Origin of the sequence: Cytophaga aurantiaca DSM 3654, from assembly GCF_000379725.1 — a bacterium.
GTDB lineage: Bacteria > Bacteroidota > Bacteroidia > Cytophagales > Cytophagaceae > Cytophaga > Cytophaga aurantiaca.
In genome coordinates, this window is the sequence record NZ_KB903623.1 from 58,698 (window position 1) to 84,352 (window position 25,655).

Sequence of the window (25,655 nt, forward strand, 5' to 3'; positions counted from 1 at the left end):
TACCTGCTAGCAACAAAAACCGTTTGTTTTAGTATTTTTACAGTCTAAACTATTATATGTAAAAACATGTATTTGGATTTTGAAAAACCAATTGCCGATTTAGAAACAAATCTGGCTGAAATGAAACAAGTAGCATCTGAAAGTGAAGTTGATGTGAGTTCAGCTGTGAAAGAATTGGAAGCAAAAATAAAAGCTCTGAAAAAAGATATTTACGGAAATTTAACAAGATGGCAACGTGTACAATTGTCACGCCATCCGGAAAGACCGTATACGCTTGATTATATTGCGGGTATCACAGACTCATTTGTGGAATTGCATGGCGACCGCAGTGTGAAAGATGATTTGGCAATGGTAGGTGGTTTCGGTGAGATCAACGGCGAATCATTCATGATCATTGGTCAGCAGAAAGGTCGTAAAACCAAAGAGCGTCAGGTGCGTAACTTCGGTATGGCCAATCCGGACGGCTATCGTAAGGCATTACGCTTAATGAAGTTGGCTGAAAAATTCAATCGTCCGATCTTAACATTGATCGATACACCAGGTGCATACCCGGGATTGGAAGCTGAAGAACGTGGACAAGGTGAAGCAATTGCGCGTAACCTGAAAGAAATGTTCATGCTTAAAGTTCCTGTAATCTGTATCATCATTGGTGAAGGTGCTTCTGGCGGGGCTTTAGGTATTGCGATCGGCGATAAAGTAATGATGCTTGAAAATACTTGGTATTCAGTTATTTCTCCAGAGTCATGTTCGTCTATTTTATTCAGAAGCTGGGATTACAAAGAGCAGGCTGCAGAAGCGTTACGATTAACAGCTGATGATATGCTTAAGAACAAGTTGATTGATGATATCATTAAAGAACCACTTGGCGGTGCGCATCAGGATACGGAGTGGATGTATACAAAAATGAAAAAGGTTATTTCTGAAACCTTAGCAAAATTAAACAAGCAGTCTCCTGCAGAAAGAATTTCTGAACGTATTGAGAAATTCTCTTCTATGGGAGTAGTCGTAGATAATGCATGAGACTTTTTGCGATCAACGCAGGAAATTTCAAACTAGACGGGGGAGCCATGTTTGGCGTGGTTCCCAAGTCTATATGGCATAAGTTAAACCCCGCAGATTCCAATAATCTGTGCACCTGGGCCACTCGTTGTTTGTTAATCGAACATGAGAAACATCTGGTATTGATTGATACTGGCTTAGGTGATAAACAGGACGAATCATTTTTTAAGCACTATTACAGAGACGCTCCTCAAACCTGGGATACATTATTAAAACCTTTCGGTTTTCATTCGTCGGATATTACCGATGTTGTTTTAACACACTTACATTTTGATCACGTTGGTGCTGCATTAAAGAAAGAAGGAGATTCAATTCTTCCTACTTTTAAGAATGCACGATACTGGAGCAATAGCCGTCATTGGGATTGGGCTGTAACCCCGAATCCACGTGAGAAGGCAAGCTTTCTAAAAGAAAACTTATTGCCTCTGCAATTATCCGGACAGCTTTCATTTATTGAGAATAATACTTCGCCTTTCAGTTGGATGGATTTTGTATTTGTAGATGGACATACCGAACAGCAGATGCTGCCATTGATATCTACAGCTAATGGTAAGCTCTTATACGCAGCAGATCTGTTGCCTTCTGCAGGCCATATTCCTATGCCGTATATTATGAGTTACGATATTCGTCCGTTATTGTCTATGCAGGAAAAAGAAAGTATCTTTAATAGAGCATTAGCAGAAAACTGGACGGTGTTTTTAGAACATGATGTATACAATGAATGTGTGAATCTAAAAATGACAGAAAAAGGAGTACGTTTGAATGAAGCTTTTTTGCTAAAAGATTTGATTGGATGACCCTACGCTTTCTTAATTGTTTTAATAGTTGATAAGAATATAAATGTTGACTGGTATGAAAAAGAATCTACTTGTATTGATTGTTATTGCTTTGTTGGCACATACAGCAATGGCACAAAAAGCATATTTCGGATTTAGAGCTGGTGCCGCTAATCCTAATTATTACGGCAGCGATTTTAAGGATGTTAAAGACAGTATGTCTATCAAGAATATATGGACTCCCACTGTTGGTTTTTATGTAAACTCTGTAGTAAATGATTACTTCTGGATCAAAACAGAATTTAACTATGTGAATAGAGGATATACACATAAGGAATCTGGACAGACGTTGCGTACAAATTATTATTGTATTGATGTATATCCGGTTACTCCAACGTTTCACTATAAAGGCGCTCAGCTTTTTGCAGGGCCGAGTGTGTCATTGATTGTTGCATCTCAAAGAGACTCGCTTATTGCAGGACAAGTAAAGAAGATAAGCGATAATAAAATGGATGGCCTTAATCGTTATGATTTAGGTATTATGGCAGGCTTTGAATACGAGTTTAATTTTGGATTGAACTTAGGTGTTCGGATGACGCATGGTTTTACATCTGTGTATGAAAAGAATTCAACTACAAATGTGCAGACGCAATGGTTTAATCAAACCTATTTATTTACGGTTGGTTACAGTATTGGAAGAAAGAAAGAACTGTAAAATTATTCGTCCTCATAAAATAAAAAACCTTCTTATTGAAGGTTTTTTATTTTATGAGGAAATTAGTTTAATGAAAATATAAGTACATTATTTTGTAGAAGGTAAAAAACAGAAACTCTGACTAATGAAGCTAGACGAAATAATATTAAAATTTGAAAATCGTAGCTATGATGTAAGAATGGATTTTATTGAAGAGTATGATTTTAAGGATAATTATCGTGATTATTATCACAATTTTATTTTGCAAGCCTTAAACATTAAAAATCATTTATACTTATCTGATCTAATAGATTTAGCGGCATGGTTAAAGTTTTACGATAAAAAACTATATGATAGATATTTTTCTTATTTATTTGAATCTCGTCATTATGTAGTAAAGCTGGCTGCTTTAGATTATTTGTTAGATTCCTCACTTGAGCGTAAAGGTAATCAAGTGGTTTATGAAAAGATGATGCTAAAACTTATTTCAACGAATAATTATAAAGTTATTTACAACCAAGTATTGATGAATTTGATAGCACTTCATAATAAAAATGAGGGCAAATATATAGAAATGTTGCTTGTGTCAATTGAAAAAACTAATGATTGGAGAAGCATATATAGGATTATAAATATTGTTCATACAATGAAAACGTTTTCGAAAAATAAGAAAAAAGTGATCGGTTTTATTAAAGGTTTGGCTGAAAAGAATGAATATCCTGAGGGAGTAATCAAGCTTTTAGAGAAATCTTAATGGAAGTTCACCATGGTCTGTGTACCATAGATCATGGTGAAGAAGGTTTTTTATTTTATGAGAAATGACTGATATTGTTCTCCTGTATCCGAAATGCCTCAATAATCAATCCCGGAATATATTCGTAACCCGCATTGCTGATATCCAGGTCAATGCCCGAATCCAGAAAGTAGTGCAGGTACACGCCAAGCTGCCAGTCAAACGGGAGGGAGTCAAAGTGAAGGTGTGTCAGATCCTTTATTTCACTGATCTCCAGCTGAAATTCATTAAAATCTTTCCATGTTTTTGGAAATTCTTTTTGTAACAGTTCAATATTTAGCGTAACATTGCTCATATGATACAGTGGTTAAAATCCGTTCGCGATTTCTATAGAAAGTATGAAGAATACATGAAGACAGATCTCATAATGTATGGGACGTTTATTCTCGCATTTATTATTTTCTTGATTTGTATTACAGTATTCGATCTATAATACAAAGGTATTATAATTGTTTCAGATAAATGACAGAGGTTAGTCTAAAGTAACAGAAAATAGTTAATTGTATATTGGATAGTTGTAATAATGAAAGCATCTTGTATTTCATTTCTTTTAATGTTCTTGTTATTTTCGTGTGTGAGCGGTTATGATTATTACAGGTTTTCAGATGAAAAGAGGATGCTTTTGAATGATTCTTCTAAGATGAAATTTGCTCGTCAAAATATTTTATTTTCAAATAAGGATATTCAATTGATAGCGAAATTAGAAGAAACAAGATTTACACTTTTTAGTATTGCCACTAATGTTGAAATGTTTTCGGATTCTGTAGTAATAAATAATTTAGATATTTCTATCGTAGAAGATACAATTATTGGTTGTACTGGATTACTTTTAAATGATTGTAATGGACAAACGATTCATGTTAGGGATTTTAAGAAAATTCCTAGTGAATGCCAATCTAATCCGTATAAAACCATTTTTTTTGAATATCCAAGAAGTCCAACTAGCGACAAGATTGAATTGTATATTTATTTGGATTATTCGGTTGGTAATAGCGTGTTTGCTGATACAATTAAGGTTGAAGGTTTAACAAGGATCAGATCTAAAAAGCAACTTATTCCATTGCATTAATGTTTAGTTGAAATTCGATGAAGATCCAAATCTCACAAAGATTACTTAAATTGTGGTGTTGTCAAAGATGATTCAACTCACTATTCATAAAATTCATATTTTCTTAACAAATTAAATTCATCATGAAAAAAATACTACTAATTGTTTTTATAGCCTCTATGATAATGGCGTGTACAAGCAAACCCAACGCTGAAGCTGAATTTTATGTTCGCGGTAATTGCGACATGTGCAAAGAACGTATTGATAAAACGGCCCTTGTTGTAAAAGGTGTAAGTAGTGCGGATTGGAACGAAGAGACCAGTGTCTTAAAAGTTGCGTATGATTCCACTCAGACTTCCAGTATAGCTATTGAAAAAGCGATTGCTGCTACTGGTCATGCTACCAAAGGCGTAGCAATGGATTCGATTGCACATAAGGCATTGCCTGAATGTTGTCAGGAACATGCAAAAGAAATGCATTGATCTTTTCTTATTTTATCCGTAACATAAATGTGACGGCAATGAAAGCCGAGCAGAACATTTAATAAAGTTCTGCTCGGCTTTCATTGCCGTTTGGCTTTAGCCAACGGTTTGGATTGCGAAGAGGTTTTAGAATTAAAATTGTGTGTAAAGCATAAAAAAAGTCTCCCGTTAATTAACGGGAGACTTTTTTTATGCTTTATCTTTCTTCTTTTTATCCTTATCCTTATCTTTTTTCTTCTTCTTTTTGTCTTTCTTCGGTTTCTCAGGTTGAAAGCCCATTGCAGCGCGCATTTCATCTCCATAATCAACCAATAATTCTTCACCTGCTTTGATCTTCTTTTTTGCAGTGATTTCTATTACACCTTCATTGTCAAGGTATTCAACATTTGCCTTTTTACCAGAGCCGGTATAATCACAAACAAATCTACCCAATCCAGAAGACGTCTCACGAGCATCAATCACATGTTTCTTTCCCAAGGTCATACCATATTCGCCATGCCCTGATTTGTCGTAGCGTTTGTTGTATTGATCTACCGTTAACTTTTCACCTTCATACAATAAAGCTACAGCACCTTTTTTAATTTTCTTTAAGGTGAACAAACCAAGTCCTGCAAAAGGAACCGTTGATTGTGCAACTTTAAATGAAAGCTCAGATGCTGTATGTTCTTCGCAATACGGGTGCGTTAATGTACAAGTTGTTTTACAACGCTTGCCTTTTTCATCCTTATAGGCACATTGTTTTTTTACAACAATCGAATGGTTGATTTGAGTCATATTCAAAAATTAATTAAATCTAAGTATGTAATAATTTCTTCTGCCTTTTTGAACCAGTAAATAACTGTCGAGCAATAATGGGTAATTTACAATTTCTTCCGAAGAATTTATTTTTATTTTATTAATACTTACACCACCGCCCTGAATCATTTTGCGGGCTTCGCCTTTAGAAGGGAAAACCTCTGAGTTTGTAATTGTGCTTAAAAGATCCAGAACAGTTGGCTTGTCAGCTAATATAGATTTCGAAATCTCGATCAAAGGAATACCTTCAAATACTGCCAGTAGGGTAGCTTCATTCAGTGATTGAAGATCTTCGATCACACTCTTTCCAAAAAGGATCTCAGAGGCTTTAATAGCCATGTTATAATCTTCTTCAGAGTGAACACGAATAGTAATGTCTTTTGCCAATGTCTTTTGTAACAGTCGCTCATGCGGAGCCTTTGCATGCTCTGCTTCCAACGCTTCGATCTCTTCTTTAGAAAATAACGTGAAGATGCGGATGAAACGGCTTACGTCTTCGTCTGCACTGTTCAGCCAAAACTGGTAGAACTTATATGGCGAAGTAAGATTGGGGTCCAGCCACACATTACCACCGGCAGACTTGCCAAACTTAGTACCGTCCGCTTTGGTAAGCAATGGCGTTGTTAAAGCAAAGGCAGTGCCTTCCGCCATTTTTTTAATAAGCGTAGTTCCTGAGGTAATATTACCCCATTGATCCGAACCGCCCATCTGTAACCGAACGTTGTTGTTTTTATATAAATGGTAGTAATCGTAGCCCTGAAGCAACTGGTATGAGAACTCCGTGTAAGAGATACCTGTACCGCTGTCCATACGTGACTTTACAGAATCTTTACTCATCATGTAGTTTACAGTCAGGTTTTTGCCTGCGTCTCGAAGGAATTCCAGAAAGCCAATGCCTTTAAACCAATCGTAATTATTAACAAGAATTGCGGAGTTTGAACCGCAATCAAAATTTAAAAACTTCGTCAATTGATTTCGGATGCCTTCCTGATTCAGACGTAGGGTTTCTTCTGAAAGGAAGTTTCGCTCTTCGGATTTTCCTGAAGGGTCACCGATCATACCTGTTGCACCGCCAACCAATGCCATAGGTGTATGTCCTGCGTGCTGAAAATGCACCAGCATCATGATCGTAACAAGATTGCCTATTGTTAACGACGCTGCAGTAGGGTCAAAGCCAACGTAGGCTGTAGTTTGATTTTTAAGCAGATATTCCTCAGTCCCGGGCATGCTGTCGTGCAACATACCTCTCCATTTAAGCTCTTCAACAAAATTTTTCACGAATCATGTATTTTATATAGGTACAAATATACGTTATATCCTCAAAAGCGGAAATTTCAAGTATTTATTCACATTGGTTTAGTTTCCACATAAAGGTTAGTAATTTTGGTATTATGGCTGAATCTAGCGTTGCTCCGGATAAAGTACTGAAAGACCTTAAAGAAGGTAAATATGCACCTGTATATTTTTTACAGGGCGAAGAACCGTATTTTATTGATTTGATCTCCGGCTACATCGAAAATAATTGTTTGCCTGAATCGGAAAGAGGGTTTAATCAAACAATCTTATACGGTAAGGATACCAATGTGTCTACCATTCTGCAAAATGCCCGCAAGTATCCGATGTTTTCTGAACGTCAGGTGGTAATGATAAAAGAAGCTCAGGACGTTTCGGATCTTACGAAAGATTCTACTGAAAAATTTTTAATGGCATATCTGGAAAATCCATTGCCTACTACCATTTTAGTTTTCTGTCACAAATACAAAAAGCTAGACGCACGGAAGAAAATTACCAAACACTTAATGAAACATGCGGTGTTTGTTGAATCTTCAAAAATATACGACAACAAACTTCCGGATTGGATCAACAATTACGTTCGGGAAAAGAATTATAAAATTGATCCGAAGGCAGTTATTTTATTGTCAGAATCTATTGGTGTGGATCTTTCCAGAATGGCCAATGAGATCGATAAACTTCTGATCAATGTCAAAGATTCTTCGGTAATGATTACGGAAGATCTGATCGAAAAATATGTTGGGGTAAGTAAAGAATACAATGTATTTGAACTTCAGAAGGCGATAAGCATCCGTGACATCATTAAGGCAAATAAGATTGTAAATCATTTTGATTCCAATCCGAAGGCCAATCCGATTGTAATGGTATTGTCGAGTTTGTTTTCGTATTATTTAAAGATCCTTGCCATTCATGCCGCTACCGATAAAAGTGAAGCGAGTTTGGCTAAAGTAGTTGGTGTGCATCCGTTTTTTGTAAAAGAGTATATTAATTCGTCTAAAATTAACGATATTAATAAGTGTATATCTTGTGTCCGTGCTATTCGCGAAGCAGATAAAATGGTTAAAGGCTATACCGTAGTGAATGTCAGCGATGGATTTATTTTGAAGGAGTTGGTTTTTAAACTTCTTCACTAAAATAAATCACAACAGATGTATAAGATCTGTTCGCTGGTGCGTTAAAAAGTATTGATCGATAATAATTCATATAGATTTATGATTAAAAAAAGTATTTTGGTATTCTTTGCAGTGGTGCAGCTCTTGGTTGTGCATGCTCAGAATACGTCTACGCATAATGCTTCTGATAGGAAGTATTATGATGGTATGGAATTGTACGACAAACAAAAGTATGTTGCTGCCAAAGCAATTTTTCAGCAATACATACAGGAAAATCCACAGGATCCCAAGTCGATTGAGTGTGAATATTATGTTGCACTTTGCGCATTAAATCTTTTTAATGACGATGCGGAATTCGCGTTCAGTAATTTTATTGAAAAATATCCCAACCATGTAAAATCGGGTAGAGCAGGATATGATCTGGGTAATTTTTTTTACAATAATAAAAAGTATGATAAGGCCATTGAATATTATGCAATGGTAGATGAGTCAAAACTATCGTCTGATGAAGCAAATGAATATAATTTCAGATCGGGTTATTCCAGTTTTACTAAAAAGGATTTTACGGTTGCCTTAGAGAAATTTAATAAGTGTAAAGGAAGCAAGCATAGATATATGCCGGCTGCAAATTATTATGCAGGGTATATTGAATTTAAAAATGGAGACTTTGATGCCGCTTTAGCGGATCTGAATAAGGCAGCAGAAAGCAATGAATACAAGCCCTTGGTTGCAGTATTGATTGCAAATGTATATTACAGACAAGGTAAATACGATGAACTGATTCCTTATGCAGAAAAAGTAATTGCTGATAAATCTGCCGGTCCCAATACCAATGACATTAAACTTATTTTAGCTGATGCATATTTTTTCAAAGAGAACTTTGCGAAAGCCACTCCATTGTTCAAAGATTATTTAACATCAACAGGTGCGAAGAGTCTTTCTGCGGATATGAAATACCGTATCGGATTTTCTTCGTATAAATCTTCCGACTACAAACAGGCTATTGATCTGTTGCAAACGATTTCAAGCGATAAAGATTCTCTTGGACAATCATCTGCGTATATACTTGGTTTGAGTTATTTAAAGTCGAACAATAAGACTTCGGCTATCCTTGCATTTGAGTTGGCGCAGCGTTCTTCGTTCAGCGCGCCGATAAAAGAAGAATCACAATTTCTATATGCAAAAATTGCTGTAGAGTTGGGGCGTTTTACAGATGCGACAAAAACATTGAAATCATACCTGGAGTTATATCCTAAAAGCACGCATTTACATGAAGTATCAGAGTTATTGAGTGAATCCTTTTTAGGTTCCCGAAATTACGATGAGGCTCTTGCCTATATTGAAAATTTAAAATATCAGAATTCAAGAATCAATACAACCTATCAGCGCATTGCCTATTATAAAGCAGTTGAATTGATGAATAAAAAAGATTATGCAGGTGCTATAACGGTGCTTGATAAATCTTCTAAATACAGTTTTGATAAGACGGTATATATCAATTCTTTTTATTGGAAAGGTGAGTGTCTGTCTTTAGAAAAAAGATATGCAGAGGCAGAGAATGCATACAAAGAAGCAATTGAAAAAGGTAGCACGCTTGAAAATTCAAATGTTATAAAAGCATATTATGGATTGGGTTATGCATATTATTATCAAAAGAATTGGGATAACGCTGTTCCGCAGTTTGTGAAATTCATTACACTACAAGCTGACAAAAAAGGTAAAGGAGATATTTATTATCGCGATTCAGAATTGAGATTGGCAGATCTGTACTTTGTTACAAGACGCTTTCCGGAAGCTGTGAAATATTATGATCTGGCATTGCAGGAAAGAAAAGAAGACGAAGATTATATTTTGTTTCAAAAAGCAACAATCAACTATCTGACAAAGAAAACAAGCGAAGCGTATACCATGTATACACAGCTGACAAATAGATTTCCGAATTCTTCTTATTACGATAATGCGTTAATGCAACGTTGTCAGTTGGATCTGGATGCAAGTAAGTTTGAGCTTGCAATTGAAGGGTATTCAAGAATCATTAATAAGAAGGATGATCTGAATGGATTGAAACCTGTGGCCTTGCAAAAAAGAGCTGTATCTTATTTTAATTTGCAGCAATACGATAACGCAATCAAAGATTATCAGCAGGTAATTGATGAGAATCCTAAAACTACCATGGCGTACAACTCCTTGTTGCGTATACAGGAGATTCTTGATATGCAGGAAAAATCGGATAGTTTCGCGCCGATATTAGCAAAATATAAAGAAGCAAATCCCGAAGGACAGGATTTAAAAGAAGTTGAGTTTTTGAGTGCACAATCTTCTTATAATGCACAAAAATATGCAGCGGCAATTCCAGCATTTAATTCCTTTATTAAGCAGTATCCGGATCATCCGAAAGTGGACGATGCAAAGTTTTATTTAGCGGATGCTTACTTCAGAACAAAAGATTACAAAGCTTCTAAAGCACTTTATATTGAAATTGCAGAAACTAAAAATCAAAATTATAAAAAAGCAATTCAACGCATTGCAGATATATCGTATTTGCAAAATGATCTTCCGAATACCATCAAGTATTATTCGGAGCTTCAGCAATTAGCATCAAGCAATAAAGAAAAGACTGCATCCTGGCTTGGATTGATGGCTGCATTTTATGATTCCAATCAGTTGGATTCCTGCAATGTATATGCGGATAAAGTAATCGGTCATGGTTCGGCTGCACCTGACGCACAGAATAAGGCACAACTGTATAAGGGTAAAGTTGCCTATGCGAAAAAAGATTTCGATGCCGCACAGGATTACTTCCTATTGTGTATGAATGGTGCGAAGGACGTAAGTGCTGCGGAAGCACATTATTCATTGGCAAAAATTCAATACGATAAAAAGCAGTACAAGCAATCCATTGAAACCTTATATGATTTCAATAATACCTACAGCAGTTATGATTTTTGGTTGGGTAAGTCGTTCTTACTTATTGCCGAGAATTTTATTGCGAAGGATGAAGTGTTTCAGGCCAAAGAAACACTTACATCTGTTGTAGAGAAGTCGCCAAATGCAGAGATAAAAAAACTGGCAAAGGAAAGGCTTGATCAATTAAATGCATCAGAGGCTATTAAAAATCAATCGAAGGAGGGAGCGGGCAATGAATAAGCTGAAACTTGCAATAACTGTAGTTCTTTTAAATACATCGTTGTGTGTATTTGCTCAGACGGATGGCATCATTCCTCCAACGGTATTTACCACCGAAGATAAAGCGAAATTAGATCTGGTTCCGGCTAACCGTTTCTTCGAACAGAATCAGGATTTGCAGCCGCAACAGGATCCGAAGCCGCAACAATACGATACGAAAGATTACTCTATCAACCCACCTCGCTTTGATGCGAAGGTTAAAATACCAACCATGCCTGTAGATTCACTAGCTCCGATCTTAGCAAATTATGCTAAACTTGGTGCAGGTAATTATGGTACCGTATTGGGTGAAGTTTATCTGACAAATAAGAGAAGTAAATCCTATTCGTATGGTGCACATGGGAAGCATTTATCATCTTCGAAAGGTTCACTTATGAATTCCGGTAATGGTCATGATTTACTTGAAGTATTTGGTAGCAAATACGGTAAAGTTAACAGCTGGAACGGGCATGTGTCTTACAGCAATGATCGTTACAGATATTATGGTTTGCCGCAAGCAGATTCGATCAACAACAAAGATTCGATCAAACAAACCTATCAATTGTTTCATGCCGGGATCAATACAAATAAAACAGTTGTAGGAGATAAGTTTACATACAATACAGGCTTTGATGTATATTATCTTACGACAAAACGCAAAGCAAATGAGCTGGAATTGATGTGGAACGGAAAAGGAACATACAAAATAAATGATATACGTTCGGCTTCACTTGAAGCTTCTATTTCAAATGCAAACCGTGTAGATTCGTCAACTACCAACCGTTTTTTATTAATGATAAAGCCAACGTATAAATTGATCGAAGAGAAATGGGATCTGACAGTTGGTGCAACCGTAAATTATTCAACGGATACCTTGAAGGGATCAAATGGCTTCCATCTCTATCCGGCCATACATGGTAATTACAACTTGCTTCCGGGTAAGGTGACAGTGTTTGCTGGAATTGGCGGTGGTATGAATAAAAATACCTACCGTACGCTGGTACAACAAAATCCGTACTTAGGTTCGGATGTACCTCTGCATCAAACCAGCTGCAAACTGGATTTGTATGCAGGTTCTTCAGGAAATATTGATAATAATGTCAGTTATAAAGTTCAGATCAGTTATAAGACGTTCGGAAACCAGTACTTCCTTACAAACAGTAACTCTGATTCAAGCCAGTTTACTGCCTTGTACGATAATGCAAATCTATTTTCTTTTGACGGAGGTTTGTTTTATGACCTGCATAAAGACTGGAGAGTTTCAGCAAATGTCTTGTACAATGCATGGAAAACAGACGTGCAAGCAGAGGCTTGGCACCGTCCGGCTTTTCAATCTTCTTTAGGAATTCAGTATAATTTGCAGAAAAAAATATACTTTAATGCCGAAATGTATTACATTAGTGGCATACAAGGTCGTAATTTAGAGAGCAATCGCACTGTTAAATTGAGTGATATTGCCGATTTGAGTCTGAAATCCGAATATAGATTTTCGAATACTTTCTCGGCTTTCTTAGAATTAAATAATATCTTGTCACAGAAATACCAAAGATATTTATATTACCAGGTAAAAGGATTCAACGTTTTAGCTGGGTTGACGTATAGCTTTTAAATGATCAATATAGAAAAATATATAGCTGAATTGGTTGGTAATCACGACTGTGTGATTGTCCCAGGCTTAGGTGCGTTTGTTGCCTTAGCTACTTCAGCAGATATACATCCCATTACCCATAAGTTTACAGCTCCGGGCCGTACACTGAGTTTTAATGCTCAAATTAAAGTGAATGACGGCTTGTTAGCTGCTGAGATTTCACGTAAAGAAGGCATTTCTTTTCAGGAAGCAACTGCTATGATTGATGAATATGTAAAGCAGTTTAATACCTCTCTTTCTGTTTTTAAACACTACAACTGCAACGGCATTGGTCGTTTCTTTTACAATGTTGGAGGCAAATTAGAGTTTGAACCCGATTTTACGATTAATTTCTCATCAGACAGTTTTGGCTTAACGGATTTTATTTTTAAACCAATAGATCGCAACACATTCGATATGACTACTTCTCCAAATCACCGCAAGGCGAAAGAAGTTTCTTCAAAAGAGAAATCTGAAGAAGGCGCAAAAAGCAAAACAACTGTTTTAGCAAAAGTTCTGTTTATATTAATGCCTTTGGTTGTATTAATAGGTGCTGCAGGTGTTGTGGTATACAATCAACAATCGGATGTTTCACTTGGCGGAATTAACATCTTTGGATCTTTAGGGTCTAAAAAAGAAATTGCTGTAGTTGATTCTATTGCAACAATCGCTGTTGTTGATTCAGTAGCTGAAGTTAGCAACGAAGAAGTAATGCCTGCTGTAGATACTGTTGTAGCGGAAGTTACTCCGGAAGTGATAGAAGCTGCTCCGGTAAAAGAAGTTAAGCATAAAAAGCCTGCGACTGTTGCTGCATCTGAAGCAACAGCTGGTAAATATTACATCATTGTAGGTGCTTTCAAAAACGAAAGCAATGCTGATAACTTATATTCTAAACTGCAAACGGAAAACAAAGCAGCAGCAAAACTTCCATTAGATGCTGCAGGCTTTTATAAGGTTGCAGTAGGGTCGTTTGAATCTTTAGAAGCTGCCAATGCTGAACTTACGAATCTTCAAGGTACGTATAGCGGTATCTGGGTGAAAAAATATTAATCGCATTGTAATAATTTATCTGAACACATTTCGTTCTTTAAACCATGAGTGCAATTTCACAACAGGAAGACAAACAATACGAACGCAAAGGCCTTATTTATGCGCTGATTTTTCATGCTGTTCTGCTTGTCAGTTTTTTCTTCTGGATTGTTCTTAAAAAAGTGAATACCGAAGCAGGTGGTGGAACACCGGGTGAGATTGTAAATTTCGGTTTTGATGAAATTGGGTCTGGAGATAATAACTCCATGGATCAGGTTACTACACAAGTAGATCAAACACCCCAAGAAGCACAGGAACCTCAAGAGGCTTCAACAGACGACGCAAATCTTACAACAACAGATCCAAATGCAGAGACGGTAGTAGACGATACTAAAAAGCCTGCAGCTTCTACACCAGTAACACCTACAACTAAACCTACTCCTACACCAACTACAAAACCAGCGACCAATCCGAATGCACAGATGGGGGCATTGAATAAGCCTGGTGTTGACGGTGGTGATGGCGTTACAGGTAAACCAGGTAATCAAGGCAGTCAAACCGGGAGTCTGAATAGTCAGAATTATTACAACGAAGGTACTGGCGGCAAAGGTAACGGAACATTGAATATGGCTGGCTGGCATTTAGATGCGGATCCTAAAGTTGCGAATCCCAATAAAGAAAGTGGCAATATTGTTTTTACTGTTAAAATCGATGCAAAAGGTGATGTGGTAGGTGTCGTAATTAAAACTAGAACCATTAACGATGCAGCCTTGATTGAAAAATGCAAAAGTGAAATTAAGGAAAAAATGGAATTCGTTAAAAATAGAGACAATACAAATTCTGACGAAAATTCCACCTACACCGGCACAATTACCTTTGTATTCGTAGTGAACTAATACGTGGATTACAACCAAACAATTCATTTTCTTTACACCCAATACCCGGCTTTTGAAAAACAAGGAGGTTTAGCTTATAAGCCAGGTTTAGATAATGTCCTTGGTATTTCAGAAGCATTCAATAATCCACATCTCGCATTCAAGTCTATCCATGTTGCAGGTACCAATGGAAAGGGCAGCAGCTCTAGTATGCTAGCTGCTATTTTACAAACTGCAGGCTATAAAGTAGGTCTCTATACATCTCCACACATACATCGCTTTACTGAACGTATCCGCATCAACGGTGTTGAAATTCCCGAAGCCGAAGTTGTCAATTTCGTTGAAAATAACACTGTTGTTTTCGAACAATTCAAACCTTCTTTCTTCGAGATAACGACCATACTTGCATTTAACTGGTTTGCAAAACAACAGGTTGATATTGCTATTGTTGAAACGGGTATGGGGGGTAGATTAGATGCTACCAATATCATTCACCCGGAAGTTTCCTTGATCACGAACGTGAGTCTGGATCATACACAGTTTTTAGGAAATACACTTACAGCTATCGCATCAGAAAAGGCAGGTATCATTAAACAGAATACACCTGTAGTTGTTTCAGAATATCAGCAAGATATTATAGAAGTTTTTGAAAATACATCTTTAAGTCTGAATGCTCCGTTAATAAAGGCGTATGAGTATTATGAATGTAGTGATCTGCTGAATGTTGGACGTGCATCTGTTTTGGAAATTAAAAATATTCCTACTCAAAAAAGTATGGATGTTAAAACAGATCTGCAGGGAATTTATCAAAGCAGAAATATACTTGGTGTATTAAGTGTGCTGGATGTATTGAAAAACAGTGGATGGAATATCTCTGAAACAGCTATTCTTGAAGGACTAAAACAGGTGCAAAAGCAATCTGGTTTTAAAGGGCGTTGGCAGGTTGTATCGGACAAGCCGCTTGTGATCCTTGATGCAGCGCACAACGAAGCAGGCATGATCCTTTCTATGGATCAATTGAATTCATTAAATAAAAAAATACATATAGTAATTGGTATGGTTAAAGATAAAGATGTGTCACACATTATATCATTACTTCCTGTATCCGCATCTTATTATTTCTGTCAGGCAAATAATCCACGCGCACTATCAGCAACAGAATTGCAACAGTTGGCGCAGCAGCAAGGTCTTTCCGGTATTACGATACCGAATGTGAATGAGGCCCTGTTGGCAGCAAAGAATGCCTCTCATGCAGACGATGTGATCTGGGTAGGCGGGAGCTTATATGTATTGGGAGAATTATCATTGAATTAAATAATGGCACGTAAAAAATTAATGCGTTTCAAATGGAACGATGAAGTACATAATCTTTTTCAACCTGAAAAAGATAACTATAAATTTTACAAAGGAAATTGGAAAGAGTATTTTAAAAATACGAATCCGATTGTATTGGAAGTTGGTTGCGGCAGAGCAGAATACACAACGGGCTTGGCAGCATTGAACCCGGATGTGAATTACATAGGCTTGGATATTAAAGGCGCCAGATTGTGGAAAGGAAGTTCGTTATCAATTGAAGCAGGCCTTACCAATACAGCTTTCATTCGAACGAAATTGCAAAATCTGGAAGAGTTTTTTGAACCAGGTGAAGTGAAAGGAATCTGGATCACATTTCCGGATCCAAAGCCTAGGGAGAGTGAAGCGAAGTTACGTTTATCAGGCTTACGCTTTATGAATATTTACCGTAGATTAATGCCGCAAGGAGGTAAAGTGTTTTTTAAAACCGATAACAGGATATTGTTTGATCATACCTTAGAAGTTTTAAAGGAACCGAGTCTTAAAATTTCAAACCTGGTATTTACACACGATCTATATCAGTCTGATTTGTTAGCTGAACATTACGGCATTCAGACAACCTATGAAAAAACCTATTTGAACCAAGGAGTATCGATCAATTATTTGAAGTTTGATTTCTTACCATTGTAATTGCTAAATATGTTTTATCATGAAGAGTATTCTTAGATTGTTTCTGTTCATTTTCTTTAGTATTATATCTATTCACACTTATGCTCAGCATAATTCTACTGATAAGCCAAAATATAATTATTCAGAGACGGTTGATACTTCTGGACGGCCACTATCAATGGATGGTTGGCATCTTGAGAGCCAACCAAGTGTTGTAAATGCGGATAAGGAGACAGGTATGATCTGTTATGAAATAAGAATTAATAGTGATGGTGATTTATTATATCTTAAAGTTCTTAAGCAGACAATTAGTGATAAGCTTGCTGGAAAATGTAAAGATAAAATTCTTGAAATGGATTTCATTAAAAATCGAGATAATACTTCTACAGCATCTATTTCAAAGGGAACCATTACGTTTATATTTAGAGTAGAATAATAACTTATAAATTCTCCATAAAAAGGAAGCCTTGAAATATCTTATTTCAAGGCTTCCTTTTTATGGATTAAAGTTCAATTACAAAATCTTAAATCCTGCCGTAATCAGGAATGCATTTGTATGCATGCTGTTAGATGTGTTGTCAATATCGGTTAGGCCTCTTTGATATTTTAAGTCGAACGTGAATTTCCACACATCAATACCTGCACCGACATTCAATAAGACATTGTCTGAGGAATAATTTGGGTTTAATGTTGGATCACCGTTTTTATATTTTAATGAGTTTATATTGGAATAGCTCGGCCCTGCAAATACACGTATATAAGTTAAATCAGTAAATTTGAAAATACGATAACCCAATAAAAGGTCTGCATTTACAGATTTTAAATGCGCATCTGTAGTTGATTGGTTATGATCAAACGAAGAAGAACTACTTAAGTAATAGACATTGGGCTGCAGATACCATTTTTTAATATCAAACCGTAGGAATCCACCCAATGCATAACCTGAGCCGGCACTGTTGTTTGTAAAGGTCGAATTGTCCAGCGTAGAAGTTGTATATCCTACCATCGGTCCGAATGTGAAAATTTTTTGAGCGTTGGCATTGCTGATAACTGCAAATACGACCAATAATAAAAGTATCTGTTTCATGATTTTTATGGAATAAATAATAAGTCAAGATATAGAATTTCGCGTAAATAAAATCGGTTAAAAGCATTATTTTAAGTTAAATAATAGCTCTTTACCACATGTCTCTTAACAGATCAAATCAATGTTAAGAAATGCTTGATTTTAACACGGATAAACTCGAAAAATATGCGTATTTTTGAAAAAATCCCTATAGTATGTCGGTGTTGGTAAAAGACTTAGTTAAGATATATGGAACACAGCGCGCTGTGGATGGAATATCGTTTACTGCAGCCAAAGGACAGATAACCGGTTTTTTAGGTCCTAATGGTGCCGGTAAGTCAACAACAATGAAGATTGCCACGTGTTTCATACCACCAACTGAAGGTAGTATTGAAGTGTGCGGGTATGACGTTGTGACTTCACCAATTGAAGTAAGAAAACAGATCGGATATCTTCCGGAACACAATCCATTATATCTTGATATGTACGTTCAGGAATACCTGAAATTTACAGGTGGTTTGTACGGCATGAAAGGTGCTGCTTTACAAAAACGTATTGCTGATATGATTGAACTGTGTGGCTTAACGGTTGAGCAGTATAAAAAAATAGGCGCCTTGTCTAAAGGATATCGTCAGCGTGTTGGTTTGGCGCAGGCATTGATTCACGATCCGCAGGTATTGATCTTAGATGAACCCACAACAGGTCTGGATCCGAATCAGATTCTTGAGATACGTAAAGTGATCAAGAGTATTGCGAAAGATAAAACAGTAATCTTCTCTACACATATCATGCAGGAAGTGCAGGCTTTGTGCGATCAGGTGATCATCATTAATAAAGGTAAAATTGTAGCAGATAAAACAATTGCAGAAATTCGCAATCTGAATACAACTGTAAAAATTATCCGAATTGAATTTACAGAGCAGGTTGATATCAATCAGTTCAGATCATTTGAATTTGTTTCAGATGCAAAACATATTCAGGCGAATGTGTATGAACTTGTTGTAACAACTGATGCAGATACACGTCCGTTGATATTTAAGGCTTGTGCTGACAAAGGCTGGACACTGATAGAAATGAAGGTAGAAGAGCAGTCGTTAGAAAGTGTGTTCAGAGAACTGACTTCAAAAATATAATTGAATTCTATGTTGACTATATTTCAAAAAGAAATAGCCGTTTTTCTTAATTCCCTGATTGCATATTTAGTAATCTTAGTATTCCTGACTTTTATAGGTCTATTCATGTGGGTATTGCCGGAAAGCAGTATACTGGATTATGGTTATGCTGAAATGGATACCTTATTTTCATACGGACCTTTAGCATTTTTATTGTTGATTCCTGCAATTACGATGCGTTCATTCGCAGAAGAAAAAAAAGATGGAACGATTGAACTCTTATTAACCAAGCCGATCAGTGATTGGTCATTGTTGTTGGGGAAATATTTATCGGCATGCGCGCTTGTTGCTTTTGCGTTAATTCCAACGATTCTGTATTACATCTCCGTATATAAATTAGGGAAGCCCGTAGGTAATATTGATTCAGCTGCTGTGAGTTCTTCTTACATCGGTTTGTTTTTATTAGGTTGTGTGTATACATCCGCAGGTATCTTTGCTTCATCTGTAAGTACCAATCAGATTGTTTCATTTATTGTAGCTCTCTTGTTATGCTATTTGATCTATAATGGATTTAATCATTTGGCAAGCCTCGATCTTTGGGAAGGCTCTGCAGTATCCTTACTGCCTTTGGGGTTAGATTATCATTACAATGCATTGAGTAAAGGTGTTGTTGATTCCAGAAATGTATTTTACTTTCTGACGGTAATCGGCATTATGCTTTTATCGACAAAAATAATTTTAGGGAGTAGAAAGTGGTAAGCAACGTGAAGAAAAAAAACGATATACTCGAATATATATTTCTGATTGCCATATTGGTATTTGTAAATATTATTTTGTCGGAACATTTCTTTCGACTGGATTTTACACAGGATAAACGTTATTCCATTTCTCCAGTTTCTCAAAAAGTATTGAGTTCATTGGATGGTGATGTATACGTAGAGATATTTTTAGATGGAGAATTAAGTCCGGAGTACGATCGACTAAAAAAATCCATTAAAGAAAAACTTGATCAGTTTAAAGCATATTCAAATACAAAATTAGATTATCGTTTTATTGATCCGTCTGCTGAAGAAGACAAGCAAATGCGTGATCGTGGATTTACGCTGATTGCACAGCGAGGTGTTCAGCCTAAATATTTTCTGGATGAAAAGAACGGACAGAAAACAGAGAAGATTATTTTCCCTGGTGCAATTGTAAGTTATAAGCAAAACGAAACCCCGGTTCAATTTTTAAAAGGTAATAAAGTACAATCGGATGAAGAGCAGTTGAATCAGGCTGTAGAAGGTGTTGAATTTGAATTATTGAAAGCAATCCGAAAACTTAGCATAAAAGAGTTTAAAACAATCGCCATTATTGAAGGACATGGTGAACCTGCAAAAGAAAATTTAGAAGATGTTGTAAGTACGCTTAATGAATTCTATGCTGTGAAACGTGTTCGGCTGGATAGCTTGTCTGTATTGAAAGGTGTGAATATGGCAATGGTGATCGGACCGAAAACAGCATATACTGAAAAAGAGAAATTCATTCTGGATCAGTTCATTACTTCGGGAGGTAAAGCATTCTTTGCTTATGATGCCATTGATATCCGTAAAGATAGTTTGAAGAATGGAGAAACATTTGGCTTGAGCAAAAATGTAAATCTGGACGATCTGCTGTTTAAGTATGGTGTACGCATGAATCAGTCTGTTGTAGAAGATATGAACTGTGCAAAGACTGTCATTCAAACAGGATTGAACGGAGAAGTTCAAGCAATTAATTTTCCGTATTATCCGGTCGTGTATCAATTTGGTTCGCACCCGATTGTTAAAAATATGGATGCAGTAGTTCTTCGCTTTGCAGGTTCTATTGATACAGTTAAAGCGGTAGGTATAAAGAAAACGATTTTAGTACAGACTTCAGCACAAACCAAAGAGGTACAGGTTCCTTTTCAGATCGATCTGGATGAATTAAAAAAAGATCTAGTACCGGAATCATTCTCAAGCGGCAGCAAACCTGTTGTTTGCCTGTTGGAAGGTTCATTTACGTCGTTGTATAAAAATAAACCTGCTCCGTTTGAAGGCGTTGTTGCAGCAGCTACATCTGCACCATCTAAGATTGTTGTATGTGCTGATCTGGACATGATACGCAACGATTACGATGCAAAACGTGATATGCCTGTCCCTTTGGGTTACGATCGTGATATGCGCTACATATTCTCCAATAAAGAATTTGTATTGAATGCAATCGATTATTTAATGGAAGAAGAACTGTTACTCGTTCGTGAGAAAGAGGTAGTGATGCGTCCGTTAGATGCTCAGAAAATTAAAAATGATAAAAAGTTTTGGCAGGTAGTAAATATTCTTGTGCCAATTCTTTTGGTTTTATTATACGGTATTGGTCGCTTTATCTGGCGCAAAAAGAAATACGGAACTCCACGCAACGCTCAATAATAATTATATGTTATCAGGAATTACAACGCGCGTAAAAGTATTGTTTTTAGTTGCTGTAGTAACAGGAGCTTTAGCATTTTGGACTTCTGTAAGTAAAGATCAATCGGGCAAACCTGTGTATGCGGAGTTTATTGCTATTGATACAACAGATCTGGTAAAAGTAGAATTTACTGCAAATGGCGAAACGCATTATGTGGCACCTAAAACAAACAATACATGGTTTATAGATTCTAAGTACGACGTGCGTAAGGATTTCATTACAACGATGAAGTTAGGTTTGGGGCGTATGGATGTTAAGATGCCGGTGGCTTCTGAAGTAAAGGATGAAATACGCAAGAGATTGCTTTCTGAAGGGGTACATGTAACAGTGAGTACAGAAGAAGCAACGAAAGAGTTTTGGGTGCTTACAAATGATAATGATAATAATAGTTCCTATTACATCAGTTCAAAGGATGCCGAGCCTTATATTATCTACGTGCCGGGCTTTACAGGTGATCTGACAGATCTGTTTAAGATAAAGGCCGGAGACTGGAGAAATAAAGCGCTCTTTAGAAATATACCTGGCAGCATTCAGGAGGTTACATTAAAATATGCTTCTTCTCCTAAAGATGGGTTTGTTATTCAACAAAAAATGAACAGCTACGAAGTTGTAGACATGAAATCGGTAGATTCCACAAAGTTATATACTTATTTAAGCTTGTTTCAACGTGTAAATGTTGATAATATCCTTGTGGATAAGCAGAAAGACTCTGTGGAATTCCTGTTGAAAACTCAGAGTGCTGAAGTAACGCTTTCTATTGTCGATCACGATAAAACACAGTCAAAAACCATTCAGATATATAAAGCACTTCCAGGAACAAAATTATTGTATGCGAAGGTTGTGGATAACGGAGAGTTGGTAACGTTGAACCCGGAAACATTCTATCGCTTATTGGTAAGGAAACAATGGTTTATGGATAAATAAGCCATTTTTCCTTAGAATTTTCGTTAACAATTAATTATTTTTACACTAATATTTTTGGTTTATTTATAAAAACTTTCAAGGATGAAATTTGTCGTTTCTTCAAATGCTTTACTAAAGCAATTAACCGCTATCAACGGCGTTATTACAACTAATCCAGTTGTACCTATTTTAGAGAATTTCCTATTTGAAATAGGAGATGGAATGCTTGTTGTTTCAGCTTCTGATCTTCAAACATCCATGATTACTGAAATTGCAGTTGAAGCGAAAGCAAAAGGCAGCATTGCAGTACCGGCTAAAATTTTATTGGATACATTAAAAGGCTTACCGGAACAACCTGTAACATTTACAATCGATCCTGAAACATACAGTATTGAGATCAGCTCTGATAACGGTCGTTATAAATTGTCTGGTGAAAATGCTACAGATTTCCCTAAAGTACCAGGTGTTAAGAATGGCTACAGTGTAGATATTTCAACTGAGATATTGAATCGTGCAATTTCTTCAACAATCTTTGCTGCAAGTAACGATGAATTGAAACCGGCAATGACAGGTGTTTACCTTTCATTAACAGAATCAAATGCTACGTTTGTTGCAACAGATGGTCACCGTTTGATTCGTTACAGACGTACAGACATTGTATCTGAAATGGCGAATACATTGATCATTCCTAAAAAAGCATTGAACTTATTAAAAGCTTCATTGCCTTCAGAAAATACAAATGTTAAAATTGAATACAATGCTTCAAATGCATTCTTCAGTTTCAATAATATTAAAATGATCTGTCGCTTGATTGATGAGCGTTTCCCGGATTACGAAAACGCAATTCCGGTAGACAATCCGAATGTTCTTACAATCGCAAGAACAGATATGATGAACTCATTAAAGCGTATCTCTATCTATGCAAACAAAACAACGCATCAGGTGCGTTTGAAATTAGCAGGAAGCGAATTGCAGATCTCTGCTGAAGATTTAGATTTCTCAAACGAAGCAAACGAACGTTTGTCATGTGAGTTTGAAGGTCAGGATATGGAGATTGGATTTAATGCAAAGTTCTTAGTTGAAATGTTAAGTAACTTAGATACACCTCAGATCTCAATGCATTTCTCTGCTCCAAACAGAGCAGGTATCATTACTCCTGCAGATAAAGACGAACACGAAGATGTATTGATGCTTGTTATGCCTGTAATGTTAAACAGCTACGCGTAATAAGTATTAAAAAATTAATAACTAAATCCCGATTATGAAAATAGTCGGGATTTTTTATTTAAATAATTCATAATTCATAATTCATAATTCATAATTCATCACATGCTTACAGCTGAATATTATATTGAACAATTGAATTTATTGCCACATCCGGAAGGCGGCTATTATAAGGAAATGTATCGTTCAGGTGAACAGATACTAGTGCAAGGATTTGATGGAGTAAGAAGTGTTTTAACTTCTATTTATTTCTTATTGAAAAATAATGAAAAGTCGCATCTGCATCGCATTAAATCAGATGAGCAATGGTTCTATCATGGAGGGACTGTATTGGAGATAATTATTCTGCATGAAAATAAACTTTCAATAAAATTGCTCGGTACAAATATTGAAAAAGGAGAGTCGTTACATATTACAGTGCCGGCAGGAGCATGGTTTGGTTCGCGTGTTAAAGATCAGGCGGGCTTTGTATTGGTAAGCTGTGTGGTAGCGCCGGGTTTTGATTTTGGAGACTTTGAATTGGCTTTATATAAAAAAATAAGCCGGGAATTCCCGGCTTATGATTCTTTGTTAAAAGAAATGTGTATTGAATAAAATTTTTTATTCAATACACATTATAAAATTAGTAGTTGATCTTTTCTAATCTCAAATCAACTGTTTTTAATTTTTTGTCGTATTCATAAATCATCACATAACCAGTTTTAGCAGCTAGTGTACGGATTGTTTTTGTTTTAGACGTTAATTTGATTTTATCTGTTGTGAAAGGTTCATTGATTCCTTTAACGATGTAACATAATTCGTAGCCATATCTTTTATCTTCTTCGTCTTTCACATAATCCAGATAAGAAACGAAGAAACGAGAGTCATCTTTATTGATAAGTGTATACTGATAATCAAATCCACCAGCTGCTTTAACAAACAATGCAAGTGTTTGCGCATCCATCATTCCTTCTTTGTCAAAGTAAAATTTAGATACGGTTTTATCAAATTTTGTAACTTCCTTTAATTTGAAGTCTGATGTAAACTCCATAATATACATATCTTCCATAACAATATTACATGGCATTCCATTGCTGCTGCCACCTGCTGCTAATGCCATACCTACACCATCTAATTTCTTTTTGTATTGTTCAGTGATTGCATAGAATGAACCATCATTTAGCTTAACAATATTGTGAAAAAAGAAATACCCGATATCTTCAATTTTGCCATTATCTTTAACTTTGAAATATTTGCTTAAGCCTTCCTGCCAGCCGATATATGCGGAAGATGTTACTTTACCATCTAAACTGATAGAAACGTTAAACATACCTTTACTCAAATCTTTGACCATATTATCTTTTGGGTCGAAGTACAAACCCATAATTCTGATTTTGTTTGCAGCTTTATCAAAAAAAGCTTCCAAAGGCTGAGCTTTGTGCGTTGCATCATCAAGTGATACATTAAATAGTTCTTTTCCTGTATTTATATCGATACCTGAGACAGTGTACTTCAAATCATTGGAAAATAAAGAAGGTTTTGTTACAATTGTTGATAATAAGATGTTTTCATTTTGTTCAAGAAAAGAAGCAAATATCATATCTTTAGAAGCTACATCACTTCCGACTTTCCATGTTTTTTTACCGTCTGTTGAAGTGTATGAGATCTGATATCCCGTTTTTTTATTATCCACAATACCATAGTTCACATATCCTGAATTTTCGATTCCAACCAATGTTGAAACTTCGATACCTGATTCCGAATTTGCATATGCCTGTAATGAATAGAGTTCCCATGTAGAAGTTATGATTTCGTCTTTCTGGAAAAGTAATTCTGCATTCAAATCATAGCAGTAATATTTTATTATTTTCTTTTTAGGGTCTACAAATTTTAACATAATCGATTCGCCATTAAAATCTGATTCTGCTAAGAAAAGTGCGTTTGCTTCAACCAGTGTTTTGGAAGCGGTTTCTTCAAGATTTGTATTAAGTATTGATAATAGATACGTTGAATTTACTTTATCTACTTTGTCTACTTTGTACAATACTACATACCCGCTAACTACATTGTCTTTCATGATGTAGTTAATGGCTGAAGACTGCATTTTTTTAATGTTATTGATCGTTTTTGTTTGTGCTAAACTGCATAACGATAAAGCAAATAAAAGGGACAGGGAAGCTAAAATTCTCATA

Annotated in this window: 25 protein-coding genes; 20 read left to right on the plus strand and 5 right to left on the minus strand. The window is 36.1% G+C overall.

Features of this window, described 5'->3' with window-relative positions; translation table 11 throughout:
* Nucleotides 1-66 precede the first annotated feature (66 nt).
* The 4 genes from A3EE_RS0103735 (at nucleotide 67) to A3EE_RS0103750 (ending at nucleotide 3,283) form a co-directional block, all read left to right on the plus strand.
* On the plus strand, nucleotides 67-1,020 hold the full coding sequence (locus A3EE_RS0103735; protein ID WP_018342094.1) for an acetyl-CoA carboxylase carboxyltransferase subunit alpha: 954 nt from the start codon (nucleotides 67-69) through the stop codon (nucleotides 1,018-1,020).
* Complete coding sequence (locus A3EE_RS0103740; RefSeq protein WP_018342095.1) at nucleotides 1,017-1,856, plus strand: MBL fold metallo-hydrolase; 840 nt, start codon at nucleotides 1,017-1,019, stop codon at nucleotides 1,854-1,856. Before A3EE_RS0103735 ends, A3EE_RS0103740 begins: the two co-directional genes overlap by 4 nt.
* A 55-nt stretch (nucleotides 1,857-1,911) precedes the next feature.
* Complete coding sequence (locus tag A3EE_RS0103745) at nucleotides 1,912-2,550, plus strand: outer membrane beta-barrel protein (protein ID WP_157446874.1); 639 nt, start codon at nucleotides 1,912-1,914, stop codon at nucleotides 2,548-2,550.
* A gap of 124 nt (nucleotides 2,551-2,674) precedes the next feature.
* Nucleotides 2,675-3,283, plus strand: a complete 609-nt coding sequence (locus tag A3EE_RS0103750) for a hypothetical protein (RefSeq protein WP_018342097.1) — start codon at nucleotides 2,675-2,677, stop codon at nucleotides 3,281-3,283.
* Nucleotides 3,284-3,338: 55 nt separating this feature from the next.
* Here the strand turns inward: A3EE_RS0103750 and A3EE_RS0103755 are convergent, their stop codons facing one another.
* Complete coding sequence (locus A3EE_RS0103755; protein ID WP_018342098.1) at nucleotides 3,339-3,617, minus strand: hypothetical protein; 279 nt, start codon at nucleotides 3,615-3,617, stop codon at nucleotides 3,339-3,341.
* Nucleotides 3,618-3,962: 345 nt separating this feature from the next.
* Between A3EE_RS0103755 and A3EE_RS0103760 the strand changes: the two genes are divergently transcribed.
* Together A3EE_RS0103760 and A3EE_RS0103765 are read left to right on the plus strand one after the other, a co-directional pair.
* Complete coding sequence (locus A3EE_RS0103760; RefSeq protein ID WP_211208917.1) at nucleotides 3,963-4,391, plus strand: hypothetical protein; 429 nt, start codon at nucleotides 3,963-3,965, stop codon at nucleotides 4,389-4,391.
* A gap of 122 nt (nucleotides 4,392-4,513) precedes the next feature.
* Nucleotides 4,514-4,852 (plus strand): heavy-metal-associated domain-containing protein, encoded by a 339-nt coding sequence (locus A3EE_RS0103765; RefSeq protein ID WP_157446876.1) that lies wholly within the window; start codon nucleotides 4,514-4,516, stop codon nucleotides 4,850-4,852.
* A gap of 189 nt (nucleotides 4,853-5,041) precedes the next feature.
* Here the strand turns inward: A3EE_RS0103765 and A3EE_RS0103770 are convergent, their stop codons facing one another.
* Together A3EE_RS0103770 and tyrS are read right to left on the minus strand one after the other, a co-directional pair.
* Nucleotides 5,042-5,626: an SET domain-containing protein gene (locus A3EE_RS0103770; RefSeq protein WP_018342102.1), complete on the minus strand. Its 585-nt coding sequence runs from the start codon at nucleotides 5,624-5,626 to the stop codon at nucleotides 5,042-5,044.
* 9 nt (nucleotides 5,627-5,635) lie between these two features.
* A complete protein-coding gene (tyrS, locus tag A3EE_RS0103775; protein WP_018342103.1) occupies nucleotides 5,636-6,925 on the minus strand; it encodes a tyrosine--tRNA ligase in 1,290 nt (429 codons plus the stop codon).
* A 113-nt stretch (nucleotides 6,926-7,038) separates the two neighbouring features.
* Here tyrS and holA point away from each other — a divergent pair, with 113 nt between their 5' ends.
* The 8 genes from holA (at nucleotide 7,039) to A3EE_RS0103815 (ending at nucleotide 17,146) form a co-directional block, all read left to right on the plus strand.
* Nucleotides 7,039-8,073 carry a DNA polymerase III subunit delta gene (gene holA, locus A3EE_RS0103780; protein ID WP_018342104.1) on the plus strand — a complete coding sequence of 345 codons (1,035 nt, stop codon included), beginning with the start codon at nucleotides 7,039-7,041 and terminating at the stop codon, nucleotides 8,071-8,073.
* A 78-nt stretch (nucleotides 8,074-8,151) separates the two neighbouring features.
* Nucleotides 8,152-11,199, plus strand: coding sequence for a tetratricopeptide repeat protein (locus A3EE_RS0103785; RefSeq protein WP_018342105.1), 3,048 nt, complete (start codon nucleotides 8,152-8,154; stop codon nucleotides 11,197-11,199).
* Nucleotides 11,192-12,826, plus strand: a complete 1,635-nt coding sequence (locus tag A3EE_RS0103790; RefSeq protein ID WP_018342106.1) for a TonB-dependent receptor — start codon at nucleotides 11,192-11,194, stop codon at nucleotides 12,824-12,826. Before A3EE_RS0103785 ends, A3EE_RS0103790 begins: the two co-directional genes overlap by 8 nt.
* Nucleotides 12,827-13,894, plus strand: coding sequence for an HU domain-containing protein (locus A3EE_RS0103795; protein ID WP_018342107.1), 1,068 nt, complete (start codon nucleotides 12,827-12,829; stop codon nucleotides 13,892-13,894).
* Nucleotides 13,895-13,938: 44 nt separating this feature from the next.
* Complete coding sequence (locus A3EE_RS0103800) at nucleotides 13,939-14,769, plus strand: hypothetical protein (RefSeq protein WP_018342108.1); 831 nt, start codon at nucleotides 13,939-13,941, stop codon at nucleotides 14,767-14,769.
* 3 nt (nucleotides 14,770-14,772) lie between these two features.
* Nucleotides 14,773-16,062, plus strand: a complete 1,290-nt coding sequence (locus A3EE_RS0103805; protein WP_018342109.1) for a bifunctional folylpolyglutamate synthase/dihydrofolate synthase — start codon at nucleotides 14,773-14,775, stop codon at nucleotides 16,060-16,062.
* A 3-nt stretch (nucleotides 16,063-16,065) separates the two neighbouring features.
* Nucleotides 16,066-16,731, plus strand: coding sequence for a tRNA (guanosine(46)-N7)-methyltransferase TrmB (trmB, locus tag A3EE_RS0103810; protein WP_018342110.1), 666 nt, complete (start codon nucleotides 16,066-16,068; stop codon nucleotides 16,729-16,731).
* Between the two features lie 19 nt (nucleotides 16,732-16,750).
* On the plus strand, nucleotides 16,751-17,146 hold the full coding sequence (locus tag A3EE_RS0103815) for a hypothetical protein (RefSeq protein WP_018342111.1): 396 nt from the start codon (nucleotides 16,751-16,753) through the stop codon (nucleotides 17,144-17,146).
* A gap of 78 nt (nucleotides 17,147-17,224) precedes the next feature.
* On the opposite strand, the gene A3EE_RS0103820 is transcribed toward A3EE_RS0103815, so the two are convergent.
* The gene (locus A3EE_RS0103820; RefSeq protein ID WP_018342112.1) at nucleotides 17,225-17,797 is read right to left on the minus strand and encodes an outer membrane beta-barrel protein; all 573 of its coding nucleotides are present in this window, start codon (nucleotides 17,795-17,797) and stop codon (nucleotides 17,225-17,227) included.
* A gap of 194 nt (nucleotides 17,798-17,991) precedes the next feature.
* Between A3EE_RS0103820 and gldA the strand changes: the two genes are divergently transcribed.
* The 6 genes from gldA to A3EE_RS0103850 all read left to right on the plus strand — a co-directional run bounded on the left by gldA (nucleotide 17,992) and on the right by A3EE_RS0103850 (nucleotide 24,078).
* On the plus strand, nucleotides 17,992-18,909 hold the full coding sequence (gldA, locus tag A3EE_RS0103825; protein WP_018342113.1) for a gliding motility-associated ABC transporter ATP-binding subunit GldA: 918 nt from the start codon (nucleotides 17,992-17,994) through the stop codon (nucleotides 18,907-18,909).
* Nucleotides 18,910-18,918: 9 nt separating this feature from the next.
* Nucleotides 18,919-19,647 carry a gliding motility-associated ABC transporter permease subunit GldF gene (gldF, locus tag A3EE_RS0103830; protein ID WP_026209576.1) on the plus strand — a complete coding sequence of 243 codons (729 nt, stop codon included), beginning with the start codon at nucleotides 18,919-18,921 and terminating at the stop codon, nucleotides 19,645-19,647.
* A gap of 5 nt (nucleotides 19,648-19,652) precedes the next feature.
* On the plus strand, nucleotides 19,653-21,317 hold the full coding sequence (gene gldG / locus A3EE_RS0103835; RefSeq protein WP_245553800.1) for a gliding motility-associated ABC transporter substrate-binding protein GldG: 1,665 nt from the start codon (nucleotides 19,653-19,655) through the stop codon (nucleotides 21,315-21,317).
* A gap of 7 nt (nucleotides 21,318-21,324) precedes the next feature.
* The gene (locus A3EE_RS0103840) at nucleotides 21,325-22,281 is read left to right on the plus strand and encodes a DUF4340 domain-containing protein (protein WP_018342116.1); all 957 of its coding nucleotides are present in this window, start codon (nucleotides 21,325-21,327) and stop codon (nucleotides 22,279-22,281) included.
* Between the two features lie 81 nt (nucleotides 22,282-22,362).
* A complete protein-coding gene (gene dnaN / locus A3EE_RS0103845; RefSeq protein WP_018342117.1) occupies nucleotides 22,363-23,487 on the plus strand; it encodes a DNA polymerase III subunit beta in 1,125 nt (374 codons plus the stop codon).
* 102 nt (nucleotides 23,488-23,589) lie between these two features.
* Nucleotides 23,590-24,078 (plus strand): cupin domain-containing protein, encoded by a 489-nt coding sequence (locus A3EE_RS0103850; RefSeq protein WP_018342118.1) that lies wholly within the window; start codon nucleotides 23,590-23,592, stop codon nucleotides 24,076-24,078.
* Between the two features lie 28 nt (nucleotides 24,079-24,106).
* Here A3EE_RS0103850 and A3EE_RS0103855 read toward each other — a convergent pair whose 3' ends face one another.
* On the minus strand, nucleotides 24,107-25,654 hold the full coding sequence (locus A3EE_RS0103855) for a DUF6770 family protein (RefSeq protein WP_018342119.1): 1,548 nt from the start codon (nucleotides 25,652-25,654) through the stop codon (nucleotides 24,107-24,109).
* Between the last annotated feature and the right edge of the window lies 1 nt (nucleotide 25,655).